General features: G+C 34.0%; 20 protein-coding genes and 1 other annotated feature. Of the genes, 6 read left to right on the top strand and 14 right to left on the bottom strand.

Features of this window, described 5'->3' with window-relative positions; translation table 11 throughout:
- Positions 1 to 114: 114 nt before the first annotated feature.
- The 6 genes from JHL18_RS09155 to JHL18_RS09130 all read right to left on the bottom strand — a co-directional run bounded on the left by JHL18_RS09155 (position 115) and on the right by JHL18_RS09130 (position 7,166).
- Entirely contained in the window at positions 115 to 1,539 is a 1,425-nt protein-coding gene (locus JHL18_RS09155) for a serine hydrolase domain-containing protein (RefSeq protein ID WP_207752999.1), read from the bottom strand.
- A 413-nt stretch (positions 1,540 to 1,952) separates the two neighbouring features.
- Complete coding sequence (locus JHL18_RS09150) at positions 1,953 to 3,128, bottom strand: alpha/beta hydrolase (RefSeq protein ID WP_200268376.1); 1,176 nt, start codon at positions 3,126 to 3,128, stop codon at positions 1,953 to 1,955.
- 26 nt (positions 3,129 to 3,154) lie between these two features.
- Complete coding sequence (locus JHL18_RS09145) at positions 3,155 to 3,730, bottom strand: TetR/AcrR family transcriptional regulator (RefSeq protein WP_200268374.1); 576 nt, start codon at positions 3,728 to 3,730, stop codon at positions 3,155 to 3,157.
- A 237-nt stretch (positions 3,731 to 3,967) separates the two neighbouring features.
- The gene (gene proS, locus JHL18_RS09140) at positions 3,968 to 5,410 is read right to left on the bottom strand and encodes a proline--tRNA ligase (protein WP_200268372.1); all 1,443 of its coding nucleotides are present in this window, start codon (positions 5,408 to 5,410) and stop codon (positions 3,968 to 3,970) included.
- Between the two features lie 58 nt (positions 5,411 to 5,468).
- Positions 5,469 to 5,691 (bottom strand) — a binding site (T-box leader).
- Between the two features lie 309 nt (positions 5,692 to 6,000).
- Positions 6,001 to 6,477 (bottom strand): pyridoxamine 5'-phosphate oxidase family protein, encoded by a 477-nt coding sequence (locus tag JHL18_RS09135; RefSeq protein WP_200268370.1) that lies wholly within the window; start codon positions 6,475 to 6,477, stop codon positions 6,001 to 6,003.
- 71 nt (positions 6,478 to 6,548) lie between these two features.
- Positions 6,549 to 7,166, bottom strand: coding sequence for a DUF6273 domain-containing protein (locus JHL18_RS09130; RefSeq protein WP_200268368.1), 618 nt, complete (start codon positions 7,164 to 7,166; stop codon positions 6,549 to 6,551).
- A gap of 680 nt (positions 7,167 to 7,846) precedes the next feature.
- Here JHL18_RS09130 and JHL18_RS09120 point away from each other — a divergent pair.
- The 6 genes from JHL18_RS09120 to JHL18_RS09095 are packed head-to-tail and all read left to right on the top strand — an operon-like array spanning position 7,847 to position 13,464.
- Positions 7,847 to 8,809 (top strand): Gfo/Idh/MocA family protein, encoded by a 963-nt coding sequence (locus JHL18_RS09120; RefSeq protein ID WP_200268366.1) that lies wholly within the window; start codon positions 7,847 to 7,849, stop codon positions 8,807 to 8,809.
- Positions 8,810 to 8,851: 42 nt separating this feature from the next.
- Positions 8,852 to 9,838, top strand: a complete 987-nt coding sequence (locus JHL18_RS09115) for a GNAT family N-acetyltransferase (protein ID WP_200268364.1) — start codon at positions 8,852 to 8,854, stop codon at positions 9,836 to 9,838.
- Between the two features lie 17 nt (positions 9,839 to 9,855).
- Positions 9,856 to 10,545 carry a WbqC family protein gene (locus JHL18_RS09110; protein WP_200268362.1) on the top strand — a complete coding sequence of 230 codons (690 nt, stop codon included), beginning with the start codon at positions 9,856 to 9,858 and terminating at the stop codon, positions 10,543 to 10,545.
- Positions 10,546 to 10,547: 2 nt separating this feature from the next.
- Positions 10,548 to 11,522 carry a CgeB family protein gene (locus JHL18_RS09105; protein WP_200268360.1) on the top strand — a complete coding sequence of 325 codons (975 nt, stop codon included), beginning with the start codon at positions 10,548 to 10,550 and terminating at the stop codon, positions 11,520 to 11,522.
- Positions 11,509 to 12,396 carry a UDP-3-O-acyl-N-acetylglucosamine deacetylase gene (locus tag JHL18_RS09100; protein ID WP_207752998.1) on the top strand — a complete coding sequence of 296 codons (888 nt, stop codon included), beginning with the start codon at positions 11,509 to 11,511 and terminating at the stop codon, positions 12,394 to 12,396. The genes JHL18_RS09105 and JHL18_RS09100 overlap by 14 nt, the downstream gene beginning before the upstream one ends.
- A 21-nt stretch (positions 12,397 to 12,417) precedes the next feature.
- Complete coding sequence (locus JHL18_RS09095; RefSeq protein WP_200268356.1) at positions 12,418 to 13,464, top strand: ATP-grasp domain-containing protein; 1,047 nt, start codon at positions 12,418 to 12,420, stop codon at positions 13,462 to 13,464.
- Positions 13,465 to 13,681: 217 nt separating this feature from the next.
- On the opposite strand, the gene JHL18_RS09090 is transcribed toward JHL18_RS09095, so the two are convergent.
- The 8 genes from JHL18_RS09090 to JHL18_RS09055 all read right to left on the bottom strand — a co-directional run bounded on the left by JHL18_RS09090 (position 13,682) and on the right by JHL18_RS09055 (position 24,415).
- Positions 13,682 to 14,608, bottom strand: a complete 927-nt coding sequence (locus JHL18_RS09090) for a GNAT family N-acetyltransferase (RefSeq protein ID WP_200268354.1) — start codon at positions 14,606 to 14,608, stop codon at positions 13,682 to 13,684.
- Positions 14,609 to 14,929: 321 nt separating this feature from the next.
- Positions 14,930 to 15,724 carry an SDR family NAD(P)-dependent oxidoreductase gene (locus JHL18_RS09085; RefSeq protein WP_200268352.1) on the bottom strand — a complete coding sequence of 265 codons (795 nt, stop codon included), beginning with the start codon at positions 15,722 to 15,724 and terminating at the stop codon, positions 14,930 to 14,932.
- Positions 15,725 to 15,765: 41 nt separating this feature from the next.
- Positions 15,766 to 16,770, bottom strand: a complete 1,005-nt coding sequence (locus tag JHL18_RS09080) for an AraC family transcriptional regulator (protein ID WP_200268350.1) — start codon at positions 16,768 to 16,770, stop codon at positions 15,766 to 15,768.
- 219 nt (positions 16,771 to 16,989) lie between these two features.
- The gene (locus JHL18_RS09075) at positions 16,990 to 17,262 is read right to left on the bottom strand and encodes a hypothetical protein (RefSeq protein WP_200268348.1); all 273 of its coding nucleotides are present in this window, start codon (positions 17,260 to 17,262) and stop codon (positions 16,990 to 16,992) included.
- A gap of 255 nt (positions 17,263 to 17,517) precedes the next feature.
- Entirely contained in the window at positions 17,518 to 18,033 is a 516-nt protein-coding gene (locus JHL18_RS09070; RefSeq protein WP_243277839.1) for a helix-turn-helix domain-containing protein, read from the bottom strand.
- 498 nt (positions 18,034 to 18,531) lie between these two features.
- Positions 18,532 to 19,188, bottom strand: coding sequence for an ankyrin repeat domain-containing protein (locus JHL18_RS09065; protein ID WP_200268346.1), 657 nt, complete (start codon positions 19,186 to 19,188; stop codon positions 18,532 to 18,534).
- Positions 19,189 to 19,449: 261 nt separating this feature from the next.
- Positions 19,450 to 20,052, bottom strand: coding sequence for a hypothetical protein (locus tag JHL18_RS09060; protein ID WP_200268344.1), 603 nt, complete (start codon positions 20,050 to 20,052; stop codon positions 19,450 to 19,452).
- Positions 20,053 to 20,701: 649 nt separating this feature from the next.
- Positions 20,702 to 24,415 carry a 5'-nucleotidase C-terminal domain-containing protein gene (locus JHL18_RS09055; RefSeq protein ID WP_200268342.1) on the bottom strand — a complete coding sequence of 1,238 codons (3,714 nt, stop codon included), beginning with the start codon at positions 24,413 to 24,415 and terminating at the stop codon, positions 20,702 to 20,704.
- Positions 24,416 to 24,510: the final 95 nt, after the last annotated feature.

The following is a 24,510-nucleotide window of genomic DNA, read 5'->3' as shown; positions in this document are numbered from 1 at the left end:
TTATCAGTTCAGCGGAATAGATAACATACATTCCATATACGTAATATAAAAAAATCAGCTTCACAGTGAGAAATGTGAAGCTGATTTTTAATTTTTATCACTATATAAGCCAAATCACATATTTAGCTTAGTTTTTGGAAATAGTCCATAAATCAGATTTATAAATATAAGTATCAAAACTGCATAAGTGGACATTCTAGCTGCATACGGTACTAAGAGAGCAGCTCTAAACACATAAAAAATCACACTCCATGCAAGCAGGATAACCATTCCAATACCAAATCTTATAAAAAACTTAGCTTTAATTTTTGAAAAACTTCTCTTACCCTGCCTTACACTTCTATATAAAGCTACCATTAAAATTACTGAAAGTATTATGGCTGCTATAAGTGCAACAAAGGCCACAAGTTCAATATCTTTATACATATAAAACATTGGTGGAATCTTCCCGGTTTCATATCCCTTCCACTGATTTAGCACATCATTTATAATATCAATTCCATTGTCGCTGTTGGTAAAAATAATTATTCCGTCCTTCTTGCTAGGTATCATCTCAAATTGAGCTTCCCATCCTCTATTAGCACCAGCATGATATATAGCTGTAGTTCCATCAGATAAAGTCTCTTTAAGAAATCCCAATCCGTAATCTGATTTAACTGGAGTAAACATGATATTAAGATTTTCTTTGCTTATAACTCCAGCTCCATCAGTCATACAAGCTAACATGAATTTTGAAAAGTCACTAACTGTAGTCTTTAATCCTGCCGCAGTTGCTTCAGTATATTTATATGTTGGAATATTCTCTCCTAAAAAACTATAGGCCTTTGACATAGTTTTAGGAAAATACTCAGCATCATAAGAGCTGTTTTTCATGCCTAATGGATTTAAGATTTCTTCATTAGCATATTGATAAAAAGGTTTCTTTGTAACCTCTTCCATGATAAGCTGAAGTATTGTATATCCTCCTCCTGAGTACCTATACTCGCTTCCAGGTTTAACTTTAACTTTAACTCCATCTGAAAGAGACTCTTCTAAGTTTTGAAACTTCTTATCTGGATCAGTTCCGTAATAACCTTGAATTGAAATACCTGCAGTGTGGCTTAAAAGTCTCCTTATAGTGACATCTTCTTTATTGTATTTTGAATCAGGAATATGCCAGCGAGTTAAGTACCTTTCAGCTGGAGCATCCAAATCAAGCTTTCCTTCTTGAACTAAGTGCATTACTGATACAGCTGCAACACTTTTAGATATAGAGCCTACCTGAAACACTGTATCATTAGTTATTGGTTTATTTTCACTTTTATCACTAGATCCATAATTTAGAACATATGTGAGTTTACCATCACTTATAAGTCCTATAGAAGTCCCCGCTATATCATACTTTTTCAAAAGCTTAGGTACTCTGTCATCTAGTTTAGTTTTAAAATTTTTCAAGTCATTATCATTAACTTCAGCCTGTACACTAATACAAATGGCTAAACTTAATATTACAAAGGTTATTAAAAATTTTCTTAGGGAGTTTTTTAATTTAAAATTCATTTCTAAACCACCTTCTTTAAAGCAGGAACATTCCTTTACATTGGCAAATCTAATCATTATATATACAACCACCTTATAACTCATAATAAAGGAACTTTATACCCCACATTATCTACCATTATATGGTATAACAATTATATCAAACTTGAAAATTTTAATCTAACTATTAAATTTATCTGTTTGGATATTTTTAAATATCTATATTCCTCCTGTAATTTAATAAATTCCTTTTTCCTACTATTTGATTAGTCTTATACATACTCTATTTATTTCTAAATTAAATATCAGGATTAAATTTCTTTGTTTTCATATAAAACTTGCTGGCAAATAGAAAAAGCACCCATCCCACGAAGAATAGTGCTTTACTATTAATTAAATCTTTATTCAATTCAACAGTTAATATAAATCTGTTCTTAATCAACGCTTTTATATTTAATACGACTTTTAACTTCAGTAAATTTATGCTTTTTTAAATCTACCTTATCATCACAGCATAAGTATTTATCAAAGAAGTCTATATGATAATTAGAAATCACATCTCTAACAAGGTACATGTTGCTTTTTCCAAGTAGTCCAAGGAATCTAGTCTGATGTGCGAAAAATACATAATCAGTAAAGTCCATATGTTCAGTTTTGTTTATAATAAATGCATAGCTGTCTTCAGAGTTATTCAAATAAATAGTCCTTGAACAATTCTCAATAAGATAACTACCTAAAACCATAAATGGCTTTTTAATATCTTTGTCCCTATATTCACCATAGGTAGGAGCATCTAAATTAATACCGCATTTAAATCTTTCGTCCTCGAGACAAACTTGTGCAGCAGTACAACCTCCATAGGAATGTCCTGTAATTCCAAAGCCTAGTTCAAGGTTTAATCTTCCCTCAAACATAGATGGTATTTTCCCGTCGTTTAGTTTATATAGCTCATCTGCCACAAATCTTGTATCATCCGCCCAAATTTTAATGTTATTCCAAACTGTAGTACCCTTAAAGTTTTCATAAAAAGCTTCTGAAGCGGATACTACTTCAGCATCGCTATACACATTTTTAAGGAGATTTTTGAATTTCTCTTTATTATCTTTACTCATTGTCTTTTTAAATTCATTAAATAGTTCCTTATTAGCTTCTATAACTTTACCATCTTTATATCTAACTGCACTTGACTCATAAGGATGTCCTAAAGATACAACAATATAACCACAGCTTGCCAAGTCAGAGCATAATACTGTATTCTGACTGCTATAAGAAAAATATCCATGATTAAAAAATATAACAGGATAATTTTTTTGTTTTGAGGATATTTTAACATCAGTAAAACAATGAGTTTTTATATTTAAGCTATCAATAGATATTAACCCTAAGGAACCCTTTTTTGCTGCTATAGCTTCTTCCTTAGTTACATAGGACTCATGCTCTTTATTCTCATTACTATCAGCTGGATAATAGATTCTCGCTGGTATTTTCCTTAACTCATCCTTAGCAAAATCAAATACTCCCTTTCTTCCTTCATCTAAAAAGTCCATTTGTGTTACCCCTACTACAAAGCTACCAAATGGCTTTGGGAATTCCTTTAAGTTACCAAACATATTTTTTTCCTCCCAAGATTTTTGATTTAAAGCTTAACAACCATTTTAAATATTCCATTAACTTGTTCCTCTAGCAGTTCTTCAGAGAGATTCATAATACTAGAGGAAATTCTTATACCCTCAAGTAAGAAAATAATTCTCTTTGCTGTTTCATTTGCATCGCAATCTACAAACTCATTCCTTTCCTGTCCATACTTTAAGATACCTTTTATGATTTCAGCAGAGGAAGTAAATCGATTATTTATATAATGTTCCTGATCTTTTTCGCTTTTACAAAATTCATACATCGCCAGCTCTAAATCCCCACCTCTTTCTTTTATTATTTCCTTTTGATCCTCCAGAAGCAATCTTAATACTTCCTTCGGAGACATGCCGGAAGATATAACATTTTCTATTTGAATTCTTGAATTTATAATATCCGAATCAAGCATAGCAATCATAATCTCTTTTGTTGACGAGAAATGCCTGTATAATCCGCCCCTGCTTAGCCCTGTTTCTTCACAAAAATCCTTCATTGTAGTTGCTGAGTAGCCCTTAACAGAGAATATTTTCCTTGCACTATCTATAATTTCAGCTCTAGTCTGATCACCTTTTTTAATCAATTTAATTACTCCTTCCAAATTCAAAAGCGACACAAGTGTCTTTTTCATTATACGACACCGGTGTCGCTTTGTAAAGAAAAAAGCACTCCATCCCACCAAGAATTGTTGTGCTTTTTCATCTAATTATATTTTTATTTAGATAAATCAATCAAATAGCCCTAAAACTTAAAACGTCCTAAGAAGAGCTTAGTGTTAATACACTAAACTCTTCTTATATTCTTTGAAAAAATATAAATTTTAATATGCTTTACCCCAATAAACCATTTTTTCTGCTTTTCTACCACAGCATACACACTTGGTATCAAGCTCTTCTTGTTCAAATGGAATACATCTAGAAGTTAACCCTGCTACTTCCTTAATTTTTACTTCACATTCTCTTTCACCACACCACATTGCTTTAATGAAACCTGATTTATTTTCAGCATTATCTTTAAGTTCTTCTATTGTTTTAGCCACAAAAGTTCGTTCTTCCCTATTCTTTAAAGCTTTATCATATAAGCTCTTTTGAATTTCATCTAGTACAGCTAAGATTCTATCTTTCAAATCATTTAAATTAACTACTTCTTTTGCTCTAGTATCTCTTCTAACTAAAACTGCTTGATTGTTTTCTATATCCTTTGGTCCGATTTCAATTCTAACTGGTATTCCCTTCATTTCATATTCATTGAACTTCCAGCCTGGCATCTTGTCTGAGTCATCTAACTTAATTCTTACAACACTAGAAAGCATATTTTTTAGTTCATTAGCCTTGTCAAGAACTCCCTCTTTATGTTGAGCAATTGGGACAATCACTGCTTGAATTGGTGCTACCTTTGGTGGCAATAGTAACCCACTATCGTCTCCATGAACCATTATAATAGCTCCAATTAATCTAGTTGTAACTCCCCATGAAGTTTGATGCACATATTGCAACTTAGAATTTTTATCTGAATATGTTATATTAAACGCTCTAGCAAATCCATCTCCAAAATTATGAGATGTACCGCTTTGAAGTGCCTTTCCATCATGCATTAAGCTTTCTATTGTGTATGTTGCCTTAGCTCCTGCAAACTTTTCTTTTTCAGTCTTTTGTCCTTTTATAACAGGAATCGCCAAATATTCTTCTAGCATATCAGCATAGACATTTAGCATATCTATAGTTTCTTTTTCTGCTTCTTCTGCTGTTGCATGAGCAGTATGTCCTTCTTGCCATAAAAATTCAGAAGTTCTTAAAAATGGTCTAGTTGTTTTTTCCCATCTTACAACAGAACACCATTGATTGTATTTCTTAGGCAAATCATTATGACTTTGAATAATCTTAGCATAATGTTCACAAAATAAAGTTTCTGAAGTTGGTCTTACTATTAATCTTTCAGCAAGATCTTCTCCTCCTGCTTTTGTCACATAAGCAACCTCTGGTGAAAACCCTTCTACATGATCCTTTTCCTTTTGCAATAATGATTCTGGTATGAACATTGGCATATATACATTTTCATGACCTGTTTCCTTAATCCTATTATCTAAGTACTTTTGAATGTTTTCCCAAATCGCATATCCATAAGGTCTTATAATCATGCAACCCTTAACAGTTGAATAATCAATAAGCTCAGCTTTCTTTACAATATCTGTGTACCACTTAGCAAAATCCTCATCTATTGCTGTTATAGCTTCAACAAATTTTTTATTATTATTTTTACTCATAATTTTCTTCCTTTCTGTCTGTTAATATTTAGATACAAAAAAACACCAAGAAAAATCCACAAGGGACCCTTCTTGGCGTTACCACCCTAATTATTATAAGATTACGCGCAATAATCTTATAATCTCTCTTTATCTATAACGGGAATATCCGCTGTAGCCTACTATTATTTCGGTACAGAACTCCAAGGCTGGTTCAGTATATAACTTCTAGGAACTTTCACCAAGCATTCCCTCTCTAATAAGAACTCACTATACTTACTATTCCTCTTCACAGCAATAATATTTTTTCTCAATGTTACCTCAATAACTGGTTTACGTCAAGCAATATATTTTCTTTAATTTTACTTATTATACTTTATTTAAGATATACTTCTTGTATTATGCATGTACTACTTCGTAATGAAATTTATTATTTTTGAATTCTCTCACCAGAACCCGTGAGAGTTTTAAAAATATATTAAGGTTCGAAGTAGTCCATCTGCAGTTACAAGTGAGGTTTGTACATTTTATTACTTTATATCTACTACTTAATATGGTATAACTCTAAAGTATTATTTAGTAAATTCTAAATAATTGTATATGTTAGGGATTTATTTTGCCATTTTATTGATAAAATCAATTTCATACTGACGTTCACCGTATTTTTCTTCGTTGTCAATAATCGTACCTTCTGTGAGGGAGATACGAAGAACGATTGAGTTAGGATTTTCTTCGTCGCCAACTTCATCGAACCAGTCGAAAACTTTTTTAAATTTCGCTCTGATTTCCGCATTCTTCTCATCCTTCACCCAACCAAGATTTTCAGCCACACCTTGAAGAGCATACCAATCTAACCCAGCCACAGAAACCTCATTGTTCTTCTCAATTTGTAGCATTTTATTTTTTTGAGCGTCAGTAGAAACATAAAATACGCCGTCTTCATAATAAGCGCATACCATACGGACAGCAGGACGAGGATTACCATTAGCGTTCGAAGATAGTGATATTGTCCCAAGGGCAATAACTTCCTCTTTGCCATTTCCGCAACGTTCCTCCATAAGTTTCATTGCATTTTCATATTTATTCATTTTAATTCTCCTTTAACTTAATTATTTTTTTGCTGTAGTTATAGTCAAACCACCTTAAAAGTGAATAAGATTTACAATTCCAACTTTAGCCACAATGCTGGGCGGACACCGCCTGTACATTTGCCATCGCTGATGTTGCCTTTCAATATGTTGTTGCCTTGTATACCTATATTACCGTCAGTGCCGAAGATGTACACTGCTTTTATATTAACTCGGCCAGGCGACCGAAGCCACCACCACCAACACCATTCTTTACCCAAAAGTTTTGCTAATCGCTTACTGTTGTTTTCATCTTTTCTTTCAAACCAGTATCTTTGATTTTTTCCTCGGTTATACAGTTTTGAGCGGCTATCCCCGAAATATGTGCATACTTCCTCAAGGCTTAATAAAAATATACTGTCTTTCGTATCTGCTCCGCCCTTTGAACCGTACCACTGATTGTCAGGATTTTTATTTACTACCGTAATTATTCTTGATTTATCAGCTTCAGTGAATTTGTCATAAAATTCACCATTGAGATATTTTCTTAACGCGCAGTCAGCCCATGTTATATCTTCATAAGCATCATGGTAAGGGCGTTGATCTATAATCTCTTCAGTTATAATCAAAGCTGTATTGTTATGTATATCAAGCACACGCCAATTATATCCTCCGAATAATAATGATGAGCTAATCTCAATATATTCCATTTAAATACCTCTTTCTTTCCAATAGGTAATCCACCTTACTCTTTAAACTTATTCTTAACCCTTCTCCTTAATGGGCAACAATAATAACCCATTCTTTTAATAAACACCAGTCCTGAAAGTCCCACGTCCTCAACACATGTGCTGCATATAACCCGCCGTCAAAAGTTCGTTTTACTAAAGGTTCGGAGATTTCTAAATGGTCAGGAATTGATACCCACACCTCATATACATGGTAAGGTTCTCCGAGTAATGCTGCCCCCTTAGAACAGTCAAAGCTAAAGCTTCGGGAGTCTGGTTTGATATATCTCTTTTATGTTTTTTTCATTGATAAGTATTATATATTATTATATCTCACATGAATCATTTGGTAAATCATTGAAATAAAGGAATTATCAACTACATCATAACTTATAGCTGAGGAACATTATAGTCTACGTATTATGTCCTATTGTCAATTATCCAATTTCAGTAAATGAGGTTTTTTACAATAGATATAACAATATGTTTTCTGTTCCTATATTCTTTCTTCTTACAATAACGCTGTAACTTCTAATTGCTTCAACTTCTCTGCACATAAGCTCTATAAATTTCATCGTAAGTAACATTTTCTATGAGTGATGAATATACTAATACATGGTGCTCCGCCATATAAATTAGTATTTAATTGAGAGGTAATTGAAATGATGAAGCTTGCTTTGATAGGCTGTGGAAAATGGGGGAGAAATTATCTAAAGACTGTAAGTGCAATAGATGGCTGTGAATTAAAGTGGGTCTGTGATCTAGACTATGAAAAGCTAAATCAAGCACATGCTGTTTACCCTCAGACCAGGTTCACTGAAAATAAAGCAGATATATTGAATGACAGTGAGATACAAGGGGTTATTATAGCCACAACACCTGAAAGTCATTACATACTAGCTAAGGAAGTAATAAGCAAAGGCAAAGCTGTTCTCGTAGAAAAGCCAGTGACAATTAACAGGAAAGATAGTCATGATCTAATTGAATTGGCTACTGCTCAAAATACTGTATTAATGGCTGGACATACATTACTTTACCATCCTGCTGTGAAAAGGATAAAAGGGCTTCTTGAAGAAAAAAATATCATTAATGATCTATATTACTTAAACATGTGCAGAACTAGTTCCAGCCCTCCGTCTCCCAAAGTAGATATTCTTCAAGATCTGGCAGTTCATGATATTTATCTTTCTCTACACCTCATAGGGATGGCCCCTATCTGGGTAATTGCCCATGGCGAAAGATATGTTCAAAGTACTTATAACAATGTTATCAATATACTGATGGGTTTCCCTAGTGGTAAAATAGTTTCTATATTTGCTAGCTTCATTCATACGGAAAAAACTAGGAAAATGACACTTATTGCATCGAAAACAAAATTAGTATTTGACGACACACAGACTGCCAATAGAAAAATTAAAATCTTCCATAACGGACAACAGGAACAGTTTTTATCAGTGGAAGACAATTCGGAACCTCTGAAACAGGAGTGTCTTCATTTTACGGAATGTATTAGAGAGAACACTGAACCTATTAGTGGCAGAGAAAATATAGAACTCGTAGCAAAAATAACTGATTGCATTTCCATCTCTCTCGAAAAAGGAGGAGAAAAAATCACCATCTGCTGATTGAGACGGTAAGCATTATAATCAGGAAGGTGTGGTTAAATTATGTTCATTGTAAAGAAATATTCAAAAGAACTTGAGAATGAATGGGAGAAATTTGTGCACTCCTCAGTTAATGGCACTTTTATGCAGGAAAGAAGATTTCTAGGTTATCATCCTTCAGATAGGTTTTTAGATCATTCGCTAATATTTATGGAGGATAAGAGAATCATTGCCGTTCTTCCTGCTGCCGTAGTACAACAAGATGATAAACGCATGCTAATTTCTCACCCCGGCACTTCCCATGGTGGGCTGATAATAAAGTCCAGTCTAAGCACTAAAAAATGCTTAGAGTTAGTAAGTACACTTGTGGAATATTGTTCCATGAACGGTTTTGACTATATACGACTAAAACCTGTTCCGAGGGTTTACCACAGAGAGCTTTCGGATCAACTTGACTTTGCATTAAGGTTTTCTGGTTTTAGCATTGAGTATACAGAGCTGGCCACAGTGCTTGAGCTAAAAAAAGGTGAAGAACCTTTTGCAAAACATGTAATGAGTGATACAACTTTTCGAAACTACCAGAAGGCATTGAAAAGTGGTTTATCAGTGGTAGAGGATGCCAATATAAAAGACTTTTGGCCTATTTTAGAAGATAACCTTAAACATAAACATAATGCAAAGCCCGCACATACATTTGATGAAATCAAACTCCTAAAAACTCTTTACCCTAACAAGATAAAACTCTTTGCAGCATATGAAGGAGTAACTCCTGCAGCGGGTGTTTTAGCATTTTTACTTAATGACAGAGTTATTAACTGTTTTTATATTGCCCACCACGATAGTTTCCAGCACCTACGTCCGTTAAACCTTATTTTTGGTCATATGATGGAATGGGGACTAAGAAACGACTTTTCATATTTAGATTGGGGGATTTCCACTGAGGTAAAAGGAAGTAAAGTCAATACTGGGCTATTTCATTTTAAAGAAGGTTATGGAGGCCATGGAGTATTGCGGGAATGCTATTTATACAAAGTGAACAATAGCAAATAGTTTAAAGGGGTGAGGTAATGAAATTAGCAGGTCATCAACCAAATTATATCCCCTGGCCAGGATATTTTGTTAAGATGGCACAGTGTGATATTTTTTTTATTTTAGATACTGCTCAGTTTCAAACAGGTAGTTCATCCGATAATAGGAATCTTATCAAAGCTTCCCAAGGCACTCAGTTATTAACTGTGCCTGTGAAACGCAAGGGCATGGGCTTGCAGCGGTTTAATGAAGTTACTGTGATACCTGGTTGGAAAAGACATCATCTTAGGGCACTGAAAGTAAACTATGTAAAAGCACCTCATTTCAAAGAAATCTTTCCCCTGATGGAGCAGGTATTGCAAGATACCGGATATCTTATAGATACCAATATAGCTTTTATCAAACTGGTATATGACCTGCTGGGACTTAAAACAAAGCTTGTGTTTTTATCAGATTTACCCCAATTTTCTGATCTTCGAAAAAATGAACTGATAGCTGCAATCTGCCGACACTTTTCTGCTGACACTTACCTATCAGGTATTGGAGCAAAGGCATATAATCAACCAGAAATTTTTGAAAAACAAGGTATTAAATTGGAGTATTTGGATTATGAACCTATAGAATATCCTCAGCTTTGGGGCAATTTTATACCCAATTTGTCTATAGTGGATATGTTATTTAATTGTGGAGCAAATGGCACACGCAAGCTTTTGTTGAAAGAGGTGTAAGTATGAAAAGAATACTATTTTTTTCGCATAGTTCTAAATATACTCTTGGGCTACCGCAGGGTTTTAGCGAATTGAACTGCCCTGTTTTTGTGCTTAGAGATTTAAATAGAAGTTCTATAACAGACGCAATTGACAACTTTAGACCTGATATTATGATAACGACTGGATGGGCTTATCGCAGGTATAGCCGTGAACATATAGACGAGTTGGTAAAAAGAGCTGCTAAATACAAGGTGAAACATGTCTATTGGGCAACTGAAGATCCAAGATGGACCGAGAAGTGTTCCTTCAGGTGTATTGAAACCTATAAACCTAATGCAATTATGACCATACATCCTGGTAGTATAAATAAATACAGGGAGCTTGGACTTCCCGCTGGACATCTTGATTTTGGCTGCAATCCAGAATTCAATAAGTCCGAACCTCAAAGCAGTGAATATGATTATGATATAGCCTTAATCGGAAATGGAGGACGGGAATGGAAATCATATAGAAAGGATAGCGTTCAGATATTACTTAAGCCTTTGGTAGAAAAAGGTTATAACATTGCTATTTGGGGTAAGCGATGGGACCGTTTTAATGAAGAACTAATGGGTTTTAAGATCCCATCGCATATGCTTAAAGGTGAACTACCTTATGAGGAAACAAATAAAGTATATAATTCAGCTAAAATTATATTAGGTTTGCAAAATTACCATGACATGTTAACATCTCGGACTTTTGAAGTACTGGGTTCAGGTGGTTTTTTGCTTACGACGCCAACGCCATCTGTCACCAAGCTGTTTATAAATAATGTTCACCTATCATGCGCCTTTTCCCCAGAAGATACAGTTGACCTAGTAAATTATTTTCTTAAAAACACCTCAGAACGGAAAGAAATAGCACGCAATGGTCAGCTGGAGGTTTATTCAAAACACACTTATAAAGAACGTGCCAGACAAATCCTTGATTTCTGCAGTTTAGTTGAAAGGAATTAAAATTAAAATGGATAATCAGAAAACTATTAAACAAAGTGTTTCTTTAATGGGTACTAGCATTACTGGCGAAACTGATGCAAAGGTAACTTTTCATCCAGCCCAGCCTAATACAGGTATAATATTTATCCGTAATGACCTTACAGGCCGACCTAAAGTAAAATGCTCATTTGAAAAAGCAAAGGTTGAATACAGATGGACTTCTCTTGCTGATGGAGATGTTCGCATCGAACACACAGAGCATGCGTTGGCAGCCATATCAGGATTAGGTTTGGACAACGTATTTATTGAGCTGGAACAGGCCAGCCTTCCCGTAACAGAAGATTACAGCAGTAAAGAATTCAAAAGAGCTCTTATGGGAGCTGGGATAGTGGGACAAAATGCCAAAAAGGAAATGATAAAGATACTTAAGCCCATTATTGTATATAAACGTGAAAGCTTAGGAGATATACAATATGAGAAGTTCCTAATGGCTCTTCCCTACGATGGATTTAAACTAACCTATATGGTTGACTATCCCAATCTGCCACAGTTATCTCAAGTAGCTGAAATGGACATAAATCCTGAAACATTTTCAAAAGAGCTGTCAGATGCCCGTTCTTATATAATTGAGTCAGAGCTTGAAGATGTTGTAAACCTAACTGGGAAAGTCAGCTCAAATGTATTGGTAGTCAAATCCGGCACTGAGTACAATTCGTGGAAATGGCCCAATGAACCTGCTCGTCATAAAGTGCTTGACCTTCTCGGAGATCTTAGCTTGCTTGGAAAAAAGGTACAGGGACATGTGATAGGCTTCAGATCTGGTCACCGGTTAAATCTAGAGCTCTGTAAAAAAATTTATGATGAGTGGTTTCAATACCTGTCCACCCAGGATTAACAGTACAGGAGGTTGATTACATTGTCAGCAGTTTACAAAAATATGAATGAAACTAGCAATACTATCAATGTTTTGGTTACAGGTTCAGGTTCTGTATACGGGCTTGGTATTATGAGATCACTGAAAGAATCGGTGCTTCCTGTTGAAATAATAGCAATTGACTCTAATCCATATTCATTAGGTTTATTTTTTGCCGCTAAAAGCTTTATATGTCCTCAGGCAGCAGATGAAGAAAGCTATTATATGTTTATTAAAAATCTTTGTATAAATCATCAGATTAAAGCGATATTTATCGGCTCTACAGCGGAGCTTCCCTTTTATTCAAGAAACAGAGAATCCCTTGAAAAATCTACAGGAGCAAAGGTGTTTGTAAATTCTCCCGAAGTTATAGAACTTTGCACCGATAAGTGGCTGACCATGTGCTATTTACAACGCTCCGGCTTTCAAATTCCTGCAAGTATAAGATATCCTGAGGATGATGGTATGCTCTCATCATTTATTGAAGATACTGGTTTTCCATTGATAGTCAAGCCACGTTTTGGGCGTGGCTCAGTGGGTGTTGTTCTAGTTAAGGATAATCAGCAGCTACTTGAAAATATAAATGGTAAGAAAGGTCTAATTATACAGGAATACCTTACAGATGAGGATCAAGAGTTTACCGTAGGGATTTGCATAAATCAAAAAGGAAAGGTCATTTCCAAGATCGCTTTAAGGCGATATCTTCTGGAAGGAGTTACTATTGCTGCAGTTTCTGATGATTATCACCACATTGCAGATTATTGTGCCATGGTTGCAAGTACACTGGGAGCCTATGGAGCTATAAATATTCAATTGCGCCTAAAAGACTGCATGCCAGTAATTTTCGAAATAAATCCCAGATTCAGCAGTTCTACATGTATGCGGTCACTATTTGGAATAAATGAGCCAGAAAACTTAATACGCTCAGAAGTACTTTGCCAGGAGGTAATACCAGGCAGCCCTGCAACTGGCCTTGTATTGAGGCAATACATGGATTATTACTTTCCACTAGACAAACTTAACTCGCTTTCTAAAGAAAATCTTCACTAGATATAAATATTTACGTAAAAATTATTGAAAACCCTCACTAAATATAAAAAGTGCCCTTGAATCAGCAGACTAAACAGCTGGTCAATAAAGCAGGCTCAATCAGTTATAGTTTTGCTACAATAGAATAAGGGCTGAACACCAACTGTTTTTAACCACTAATGCGACAGCCCCGTTTTACATATTTTATTTATATAGTACTTGATGAGATTATCTACTATTAAAATCTTTTGCTCCAATTCCAACACTCACAGGTTGTTTCAACTTTAAAACCTAAATCCCAGTAAAATTGCTGGTCTCCTCCAAGCATTCCTCTACACTTAGGAGCCATCTTCATAATACGATTGGCTGCCTCATAAATCAATGCTCTTGCTATTCCCTTTCTCCTGCACCACCAAACAACTCCAAGCGGCTCTAATTCACAATAAGGCATCTTTTCATTATACCAAATGATAGCACTCCCCACTGGCTTTCCTTCCATATCTAGCACACATAAATCAAGTTCTGGTTTATACCCTGGCATCTTTCTCAAATCACGAAACCCTATTTCACCAGTTTCTGCCGTTGGAAGTGTATAGTTAAACGAAAACATATGGGTATTAGAAAGAAAAAAGTCTGGTGTTTCGGTTCCATCACTTATCGTATATCCCTCTGGGAGCACAACATCAAACTTGTCACCTGTAAATGGAAGTATAAGTGACCGCTCTACATTCTGTGATAATTCATACCCTCTTTCTTTTGACATGTTCTTTACATAATTATATTCTGGCGGAATCACCATATGTAAATATCGAGTCTTTTCTTTATAATCTTTTGCAAAACAGGACAGATGTGTTTCTGCATGATGAAACATACTCGCAAGTAATTTACTATCTCTTTGTCGTTCTAACGAATCGAAAAGAAAAAATGCATCTCCATTCCATACACCTTCGCAAATAACTGCTGAAATAACCTTGCAATCTTCTTCCCAGACTCCAACGGTATGTCTCCAATTATCTTTTACATTTGCCCATGCACCATGAACTCCACTACAGAACTCATGCCTACTAAATCCCCATGGTGGATTCCCCCATTTGTAGCTTTCTAAAATAAGTTCTTCTACTTTGAAAAAATCATCATCTGTATAATATCTAAAAGTAGTACCCAAATCAATTCCCCCTTCATAATTCTGGTTTAATACTTTTTTCCAAGAATAGTCACTATCATATGTAACAAACCAATCTAACTCCAAAAATATAATTAAGCTTCACAATTTGAATGAACTATGTGTTCTATATAATTTTAAGGTTTCTGCATATGAAAATAAAAGATAATAGTCGTTTCTATATTATTCTTTATACAAAAGCTACCACCCATTGTAAGAGTGGTAGCTTAAACCTATTTACATTATTCTAACCTTCAAGTGCTGAAACTCTCATATAAAAAAAGTCCACGTCATATATCTTACTAATTCTTCCCTCTTAATGATTTAATAAATAGTAGGTACCATTCCTCCATCCATACGAATTGGAGAACCTTTAAATGCAGATGCATAAGGGCTACATACAAATGCAGCTAGTCTACCTACTTCACTTGGTCTAATAAAACGCTGTATTTCAGATTGAGGTAGATTTGTAGCCATAAACTTTTTCTCTTTTTCTTCAAAAGCCATATTTTCGTCAGAATATATACTATCAATTATTTGATATACATTTTCAGAAAGTGTTGGCCCTGGCATAATTGTATTAACTGTAACTTCTTTTCCTATTGTTAATTTAGACAAACTTTTTGACAGTGATAATAACATTGATTTGGTCATGCAATACTGAGGCATTTGCCCAGAAGGCATAATTGCTTCTTCGCTAGCAATAAAGATAATGCGGCCATAATTATTTTTCAACATTTTATTTAAATAAAATTTACATAATCCATTTGCTGCAAGGACATTAGTTTCAAAGTATTTTTCCCATACAATATCATCAACATCATTGTAATCCATAATTTCATAGATACCCATATTATTAACCAAAATATCAATATTAGGATATTTCTCAAATAAAGTTTCTCTTTGTTTAACATTTACAAGATCTGCTGTAGCATTTTGAGGAGAAGTAGATGGAAATTTTGATTTAATTTCATTTACGATCAGTTCTACTTCCTCATAGTTTCGTCCATTAATTAGTACATTAACGCCTTCCTTAGCAAGTTCCATTGCGATTGCTTTACCAATACCTTTTGTTGATCCTGTAACTAAAGCTGTTTTATTGTTTAATCCCATATCCATGATACATTTCTCCTTTTAATTTTAGTACAATGTTAATTTATCTAACTTTTATCTAAATGTTTAGCACGCCAATTTGAAGGAGTATCACCTTCCCAAAGTCTAAAAGCGCGATAAAACGAATTTATGTCTTCATATCCAATCATAAAGGCTACTTCTTTAATATCTAGAGATGAATCTTTTAAGTACTCTATTGCCTTCTCATGCCTTACTTGTGCCAATAAATTCTTAAAGCTAGTACCTTCATCAATAAGACGACGCTGCAATGTTCGATTGCTCATCCCTAGTTCACTCGCCACTGTCTTAATATCAGGACACCCTCCTGTTAAACTACGTTTTACAATCCATTTAACCATCTCAGTAATCGAATAGCTCCGTTGCCTCTCATCCAGCGATTGTTCCAGTACTGGAGTCAGAATCTCTAAAAGCTCTACATTATATGATGTAAACGGACGGTCTAAATCTCCTCTCTGTAATGTCAATCGATTGCAACTTGCACCAATCTGAACTCGACAGCCAAAGTAAGCTTCAAGCTCCTGTATATTGCTTATAGAATCAGAAATTTCTACTAATTTGGCCTTTAAAGGCTGAGCTGTCCCCCTACGACCTAATTCTAGAAGAAATGCAAGAGTGATACCAACTAAAATCGGTGGACCAGGCTGTTCAACATACAACCATTCCAATTCTATTGTACACTCATCACCTTTCTCAACAATACGTAAACCTTCAGGCGGACATAATTGCTTGTATCTGGCCATTCGCTTTAGCGCATCGCGATAATCACGTGCATGATAAGTCGCTAAGACAGCAGGCGGATAATGAGTAGTTTCAAATACGGTTGCAAGCTTAATAATTGCTTTAGCAGTATCACCAATAATATCCGAATAAGCATTCCAAATTGCAAAATATTGAGCCGTGGTGACAAATGGTGAAGTAATAATTGTTAGTGGTAGCTGAGCTTTTCTAACTACGTGATTAACATCAATACCTAATTGACACAAACTTTCCCAAAATCCAGCCGTTATTTTAATACGCGCATGCGATGCCATTCATATAAACCTCCCTTATTTATCTATACGTTCACTAGCTTAGTTACACTCACATTTTTCCTTTCTAGTTAAACATTGATTACATTATACCTATTAAATATGATCAAGTAACTAGCACCTTACGACAAGTTACTTGCTAATCACGCCAAGAGCTATTAGTAATAAATATAATGAATAGTATTACCTTCCTTTACAAAAAAATAAGATAGGCTTTTAAACCTATCTTACTAAATTGCAAATTATAGTTTCTATATTTCTTAAAAATAGTGTAAGTATTGAAACAATGATTATAAAAACCCCAGCTAAAACTAGTGGAATTGATTCTTTCTTCTTTTTCTTAACATATAAAGTATAGCCATTTAATATACTTGACACTCCACATAATGATACTGCAACAGATAGTGCAATATTTGAGTCTATAAATCCAACTAAATCTAAAATTAATAAAATAATACTGATTATTGGTAATAATGTCATGATACCTTTTTTCATATAATCGTCCCTCTTTTAAATATATCATTTTAATATAGCTATAGGGTTCCAACTTCAACTATTAAGTTATGCATGCCTAAAATTCATAGGTGCACGATTTTCGAACATTCATAACTTAAGTTTTCGTAATAGAACCCTATATAAAGTTCCTAACTCAACTATTAATTTATATATACTAAAATTCATTGATCTATGATTTTCGAACAAGTACAAATTAAGTTTCTATATCGGAACTCTTTAAATAAACTTTAAGCTTTACAAAAATATAAAACTCATGATAACTGCTACTATTAGTGTAATTAGAGCAGAGCCTATTGCTAATAAAATTTTCTGATATGGTCGCTTCCCATACTCCTGATTCTTTTTAGTGTCATCCAAACTTTCACCCTCTGTAAAAGCAAGAATTTCTTTATAAGTTTGGATATTAAAACTCTTTTTATATTTCTCAACCCTAATTGAATAATATATTGCTATAATTGCAACTACACCAAAAATCACTAGTCCAATATTACCCATAAACTTCACAAGTGGAACAGGTGATATAATTGCTAGTAATAGTAATACCGCAAAGATATTCCCATCATGTTTAAATCTACTAATGTCTTCTGAATTAACTTTTTCTTTCATTTCTTCAAGGTCTCCTTTAACTAATATGTCAAGAGATACACTAAAAAGATCACTTAGCAATAATAAACTTTTCATATCAGGATAATTTTTATTATTTTCCCAATTTGAAATAGTTTGTCTAGATACAAATATCTTTTCAGACAATTCTTACTGAGAAAATCCCATTTGCATTCTATATTTTTTTATTTGTTTTCCGATCTCCATATAATGTCCCCCTGCACTTTCAGTTTATAACCTCGAATGAAACTCTACTATCAAAAGTATTGGATATGGCCTGTTTTCCTATGTCAAAAGTGTTTGACATACTATAAATTATCATCCATCAATTAATTTTACCATTTTTTACTTATATTTCATATGAATTTATTAGTAGTTATTACACATAACTTATTTGATAAATCATTTAACTATATTTTTGATAAAAAATAAGATAGGCTTTAAAACCTATCCTACTTACTCTTCTCTCATAATGATTTAATTAGCCATCTTTCTATATCATTTTCTCTATATTTTCCCAAAGGTGGAATGAAGATTGATAGCTATGATTCCTGTTTTATCTAAAATAACATCTTTTGTTACTTGCTTATTAGCAATTTCCACTATAGATTCCTATATCGCACAATCTTAATGTAGAGCTACTTATCATCTATTCTTCATCAATAATTGAGAAACTGGTTCTTTTTCATAAGTTTCATAAAGTGTCTTATCACTTATTCTGTCTATTTCATTCACATCTGCGCCATTTTGGAATAGTAAATCAAAAATTTGTGTTAGATCTTGTTTAAGTTCATCTGTAATTATCCTATCGTCAGATATCCTATCCTCATTATAATAATATGAGGGAAGTATTTGCCTAGCATCTAAAATAGCTCTCATTAAACAAGAGTTTCCATAAGAATCTAAACAATCGACATCTGATTCCATATGTAACATCCTTTTCAATATATGAAATGCAGCAGTAGCTTTTTCTTTAGAATTAAACTCACAAAATCCTCTTATTTCATCATTGGTATTCCATCTAGAACACCTAACAGCTGCCATGATAGCATCTTGTAAAACAGGCATCCTCCACTCATAACAACTTTCACTTTCCATAAAATTCACATCAGCACCAAGATCTAAAAGGTACTCTGCAACTTCAAAGTTTCCAGACTTTATTGCAACTTGCAAAGGAGATTGTCCATGATCTTTTTTGGGTGGCTGTTTTGCTGTGCATGAAATAAGCTCTGGTTTCTTTTCTAGTAAGGCTTTTACAGTTTCTATATCACCTTGTCTAATTGCAATGAATAATTTTTTCATATCTTGCCTCCTTTAAACCATTAAAGCTGAAATAACTTATCATCTGCTTACAGATTTTATAAATAGTCTTTAACTTTCAGTCAATTACAATTAGATATACCTATTAATGAAAGTTTATATACTTTAGCTTCTTGCTATTAGCCTAATAAAACTGCCTACATCTCATCCATTTTTATGGATAGTGGAATGTTAACTTATCGTAATATCTTTACTTATTATGTAATTGCTCATATATTAAATGCGGCTTTTAAATTCATGTATTTAATGTTTACATAAGAATTTCATTTTTTCTAAAAAACAATGTCTTTCATATCCATTGTTACTCTGCTTAATTTTTTCTACATACCTTAAAAAATAATCTTTAATAACCATAGAAACACCAACCACATCAACACTAATGCTTGTTCGCATATTAGTATAAATAAATTCTGCTACATATCCTTTATTAATAGTTAGCTGGCTTCCGTTTTTTGTTTGAGCTGAATGTAAAATGCCACACCTTATGTCTCCATAAAATTTTCTTGCTAAATTATTACTTGTAAATATATGTGGAAATTCTTCCATTAGAAATCTACTATATTCATAACTATTACTTTTGCGTGTTTCATCCCAACCATTCTTAAATTGTAGTAGTGTCTCTATTAGTAAACAGTTTAATGCCATAACAGCAAATCCGTCAATCATCAAAAAACCATCACCAATTATTCTATCTATTATATTTAAATATCTTCCTCTTATTCTATCTTCAAATATATCTATTGCCTTAATCCAATCTTCTTGATTACTTGTCATAGTTAAGTTTAAATTAATAAAATCCTCCTTTTTGTACCTTGGTGATATAAATATTTCTCCCATGTATTCCATTATTGCTCCTCCTTTTTCCCCGTTTATAAATTCTATTTTTGTATAGTTCCTTAATATACCAACTAATTTTTCACATCTTTTTATCTTCAGTCAAAGAAGATTTCCATTTTCCCGTAAGTTTTTTGACTATATTCAAGCCTCCTTTACCTTCTAGTATTGTCTGATTTAAACCTTTACTTTCTCTGTAATATCATAAGAATGTTGTGTTACATTATTAGATAAGTCAATATCTTTAAAATCCTCCATATTAATGTATTTAGAACCCCCCTGTTCTTTTTGTATTACATTGAGCAACCTTGTCTTATCAATCCATTTTTCCCATATACCCTATAATTTTATTTAGTATTATTTCTATTTTTCGATTTTTAAAATCTATATATCCTATTAATTATTCTATTAATTTCTTAAATTTTATTCTTTGTACATTTTATATAACTGGGTCTTTTACTATTTCAATAAGAATAATCATTAATATACTTTGCAAACTTCCAATTATAGACACTATCCCCTCTCTTTACATCACATCTCCTGTATACCTTTATTCTACAATATTCAATAATCTCCTTCATATTTTCCCTCTACACACAAAAAACCACAGCACATCGATCTCTCATCAATGTGCTGCAGTCTCTCTTCTTCTAACTAATCATTAAGCCGCTTCATCCTCATTTTTCTTTCTCTTACTAACCACATACATTGCAGCTCCTAGCACTACTACAACTCCGCCAACTCCTAAAAGTACATTTGAATCTATTGTAGATCCTGTCTTAGGAAGATTTCCTATTGTAGTTCCGGATGTTGGTGTAGATGGATTTGTTGTACCTGTTCCACCATTATTAGTGCCACCATTGTTTGCAGGTGCTATTCCAGCTACTAATGGTTTTGCATCATTTACTACTAGATGTTTTGATCCTAATGCTTCTAGGGCACTTGCTAAGCTGTCTCTTATTGGAATTCCTGTGTCATAAACGTTTTGTGCTCCTGTGAAGTCGTATTGATCTCCACCTGTTATCATGAAGTCATTTGTAACTACGGAGTAGGTTTTGTTCATGTCTATTGGAGTTCCGTCTTCTAGGAACATTGCAGTGATTCTATTTCCTGCTTTTGCGTCTTTATCGTAGTATACTTTTATTCCTGATACTTGAACCCAACCTACGCTTGTGTTCATTATACCATTTTCTATTACTCTCTTTAGGTCTGAACCTTTTAGGTTAAGTTTAACTAAAGTGTTGTCAAATGGCATTACTTCGTATAGTGTACCCATTGTTATCTTTCCTGCTGCTATAGGGGTTCTTAGGCCTCCGCCGTTTGTTATACCTATTTGAACTCCTACTGCTTTTCTCATAACATCAGTTACCCATTGACCAAGTAAAGAAGTGCCTTCTGCGTATCTATCATGAGTTAATTCTGTATCTGTATATCCTTCTACCTTTTCAAGCTTTGGTTGAAGCTCTGTATAGTACTTAGTGTAAGTTGCTTGTGCAGTGGTATCTGGAGTTATCTGTGCTTTTCTCTTATATACACTGTCTAGGTTTGGTGTTATGCTCTTTAGCTTTCCTGTATTCTTATCTATAACTATTGAAAGATCAGCTAAAGATCTTCCTGCATAGTAAGCTTGAACTACTGGCTTGTTATTTACATAGCCGCTTACTGGATTGTGTGAATGTGCAGTTATTACAGCATCTAAACTTTCAACATTGCATAAACCTGTATCTACTACCTCGCCTGTTATATTTCCCTTTGCATCTTGTGCTGAGCCTATGTGTGTAAGTGCTATAACCACATCTGCTTTTCCTTCTGGAAGGCTTCCGCTCTTTAGTTTATCTGCCCATACTTTTGCTGATGCAGCTGGATCTCTAAACTCAAGTCCTGCTACGATTTCAGGTTTAGTTTTAAAAGCAGTTTCTGGAGTTGTAATTCCTACAAAACCTATCTTTACACCATCTACTGTAACCATCTTATATGGTTTTGCCCATGCTACTGGCTGACCTGTCTTTTTATCATAGATATTTGAAGCTAAGAAATCGAAGTTTCCGTCTTTAGCCCAAGGTGCTATCTTATCTATGCCCCAGTCAAATTCATGGTTACCTACTGCTGAAGCTACTATACCAAGTTGTTTTAACATTGCAGAAACTGGTTCTCCATAAGTAAGGTTAGACATAGCGCTTCCTTGATAGTTATCTCCTGCTGAAACAACTACTGTGTTTGGATTTGCAGCTTTATATTCATTTATAGCAGCTACAAACTTTGACATTCCAAGGTTCTTTCCGCTGGCACTTGTATCTTCTGCTAAGTTTCCATGGAAATCATTGAAGGTAACTACATCAATAACCTTATCACCATTTGGATTCATAGCTTTTTTCACATCATCCATAGTGATTGCTTTGCCGTTATATTGTGCAAGAGCTATAGCTCCGTTATTTATATACTTAACTGCTAATCCTCTTTCATAAGAGTTAAAGTTGTAACCTGTTAAGCTCCAGTTATTATCACATTCTGGAGTTATTGTTCCACCTTTAACATTTTGAATATAAGTTCCTATAAGATCTCTTATTCTTCCGTCACCTAGACCATTTGTCTTTTCTGACTGACCGATGATTACTGGAAGTGTATCATTTCCTGAATAAACAGTACCTGGTTTTGTAAGTTGAGTACTTGCTCTGTAGTTATTTACAGTCATGTATAATACTTCTGAATCACCTATTGCAGTTCCATCCGCTTTAGTTAAATTAACTATTCTACTACCAGGCTGTTTTGATATATCTACTTTATACTTAACTCCATAAAACATATCGTAATTATAACCTGGTATTGCTGCATTAAAGGAAACAGTTAAGTCCCCTGGCTTAAAGGTATTATAGTAGTTTGCTGACCATTCCATATACTTTTTAAGCTGTGCACCAGTTATTTTTAATACATATAAAGTATTGTCAAACTGATATATATTTGCTGTATCACATTTCTTTATTTGTCCTTCTGCTATATTTTGAACATCCTTAAACATAGCTGCTGCAGATACATCTATTTTATGTCCTGCAATCCTTTCTCCATAATACATTTGAACCTTGTTTATTAAATCAATCATTGCTGTTGGCTTAAGCTTAGCTTCACTTATACCTTTAACTTCATCCTTAGGCGATAAATCTCCACCCTTTAATGCTCCAATTGGAGTATTTGCATCATCGATTGCTATCTTATGATAGGATTGAAGTGCTGCAGTAAGTTCTGCATCAGGCTGATAATTTACCGCAGTTTTAGTCGCCATATCATATATAGCAGTAGTTATATCAGTTCCTTTATTTTCAATAACATACTTTCCATCAGCGTTCTTTGTAACACTTATATTAATCTGTGAAAGGCTCTTATCCCACTTATTAGGTTCTACTATTACAGTTCCCTTTTGTTTAGCTTCAGTGTAAGCTTCCATAGTTGAAGCCTTTGTGCTTCCATCTGGTAAAGTTGCTGTAACTGCATTGTTGTTTAAAGTATATATAACATTGTTATAATAATAATCCCCTGTTATTCTTGAGTGATAATGACCTGCTATAAAAGCATCTATTTCAGGACACTGAGAAAGTACCTCTATAGCACCTGATCCCGGCTCATTGTATTCTCCAGTCTCTCCCATATGCTCTGAAGCAATTATAACATCAACATTTTGCTCTCTAAGCTTTTTTATTGCCTCTTTTGTTTCATCTATTGGATTTGTAACCTTATAACCTTCAAGATTTACAGAATCCCATCTCTTAATGTTTGGAGTTACCATACCTATTATTCCGACCTTAACTCCACTTCTTTCAACAATTGTATAAGGTGCTGCAAGTCTTGAACCATCTTGGTTGTAAACATTTCCACAAAGAGTTTTTCCTTTGAACTGACTCATTACACTTTTTAATGCTGGAATACCATAATTAAATTCATGATTTCCATAGGTTAAAGTATCATAGCCCATTATATTCATAGCGGCTATCATAGGATTAGGATTACCATTTACAAATAAGCTTTCTGAATTGTCTTGTATTGTGTCTCCATTGTCTATAAGAATAGTGTTGTTAGGATTTTGGCTTCTAAGTTTCTTTACTGCAGTGTAAACTTGGGCTAAACTCCCTGTAGTATCCGCTGCATTTATCGCATAATCATAAGGTAAAAATCTCCCATGACTATCTGATGTGGCAAGGATCTGTAGTGTTTGCTTCTCGTTACCTGTGGCTAAAGAATTACTTTTCTCACTTGTGCTGATAGCTTGTTCACTTTTGTTAGTAGTGTCTGCCATGACATTTATCGGACCGATCATACTAAATGTCATTACTGTTGACAGTGCTAGAGTAATAAATCCCTTAACTTTCCTGATAGAATTTAACATTTTCTCCCCCTACTTTTCCTAGTTTCTGAATATCCAATTAATGGACATCCTATTCTATTATATTTGGAATATACTTCCAAAATTCATGATAACAC

It is taken from the genome of Clostridium yunnanense, from assembly GCF_016595795.1.
Taxonomy (GTDB): Bacteria; Bacillota; Clostridia; order Clostridiales; family Clostridiaceae; genus Clostridium_AR; species Clostridium_AR yunnanense.
The sequence above is the reverse complement of the archived record's forward strand: the minus strand, read 5'-3'. Positions and strand labels throughout refer to the sequence as shown.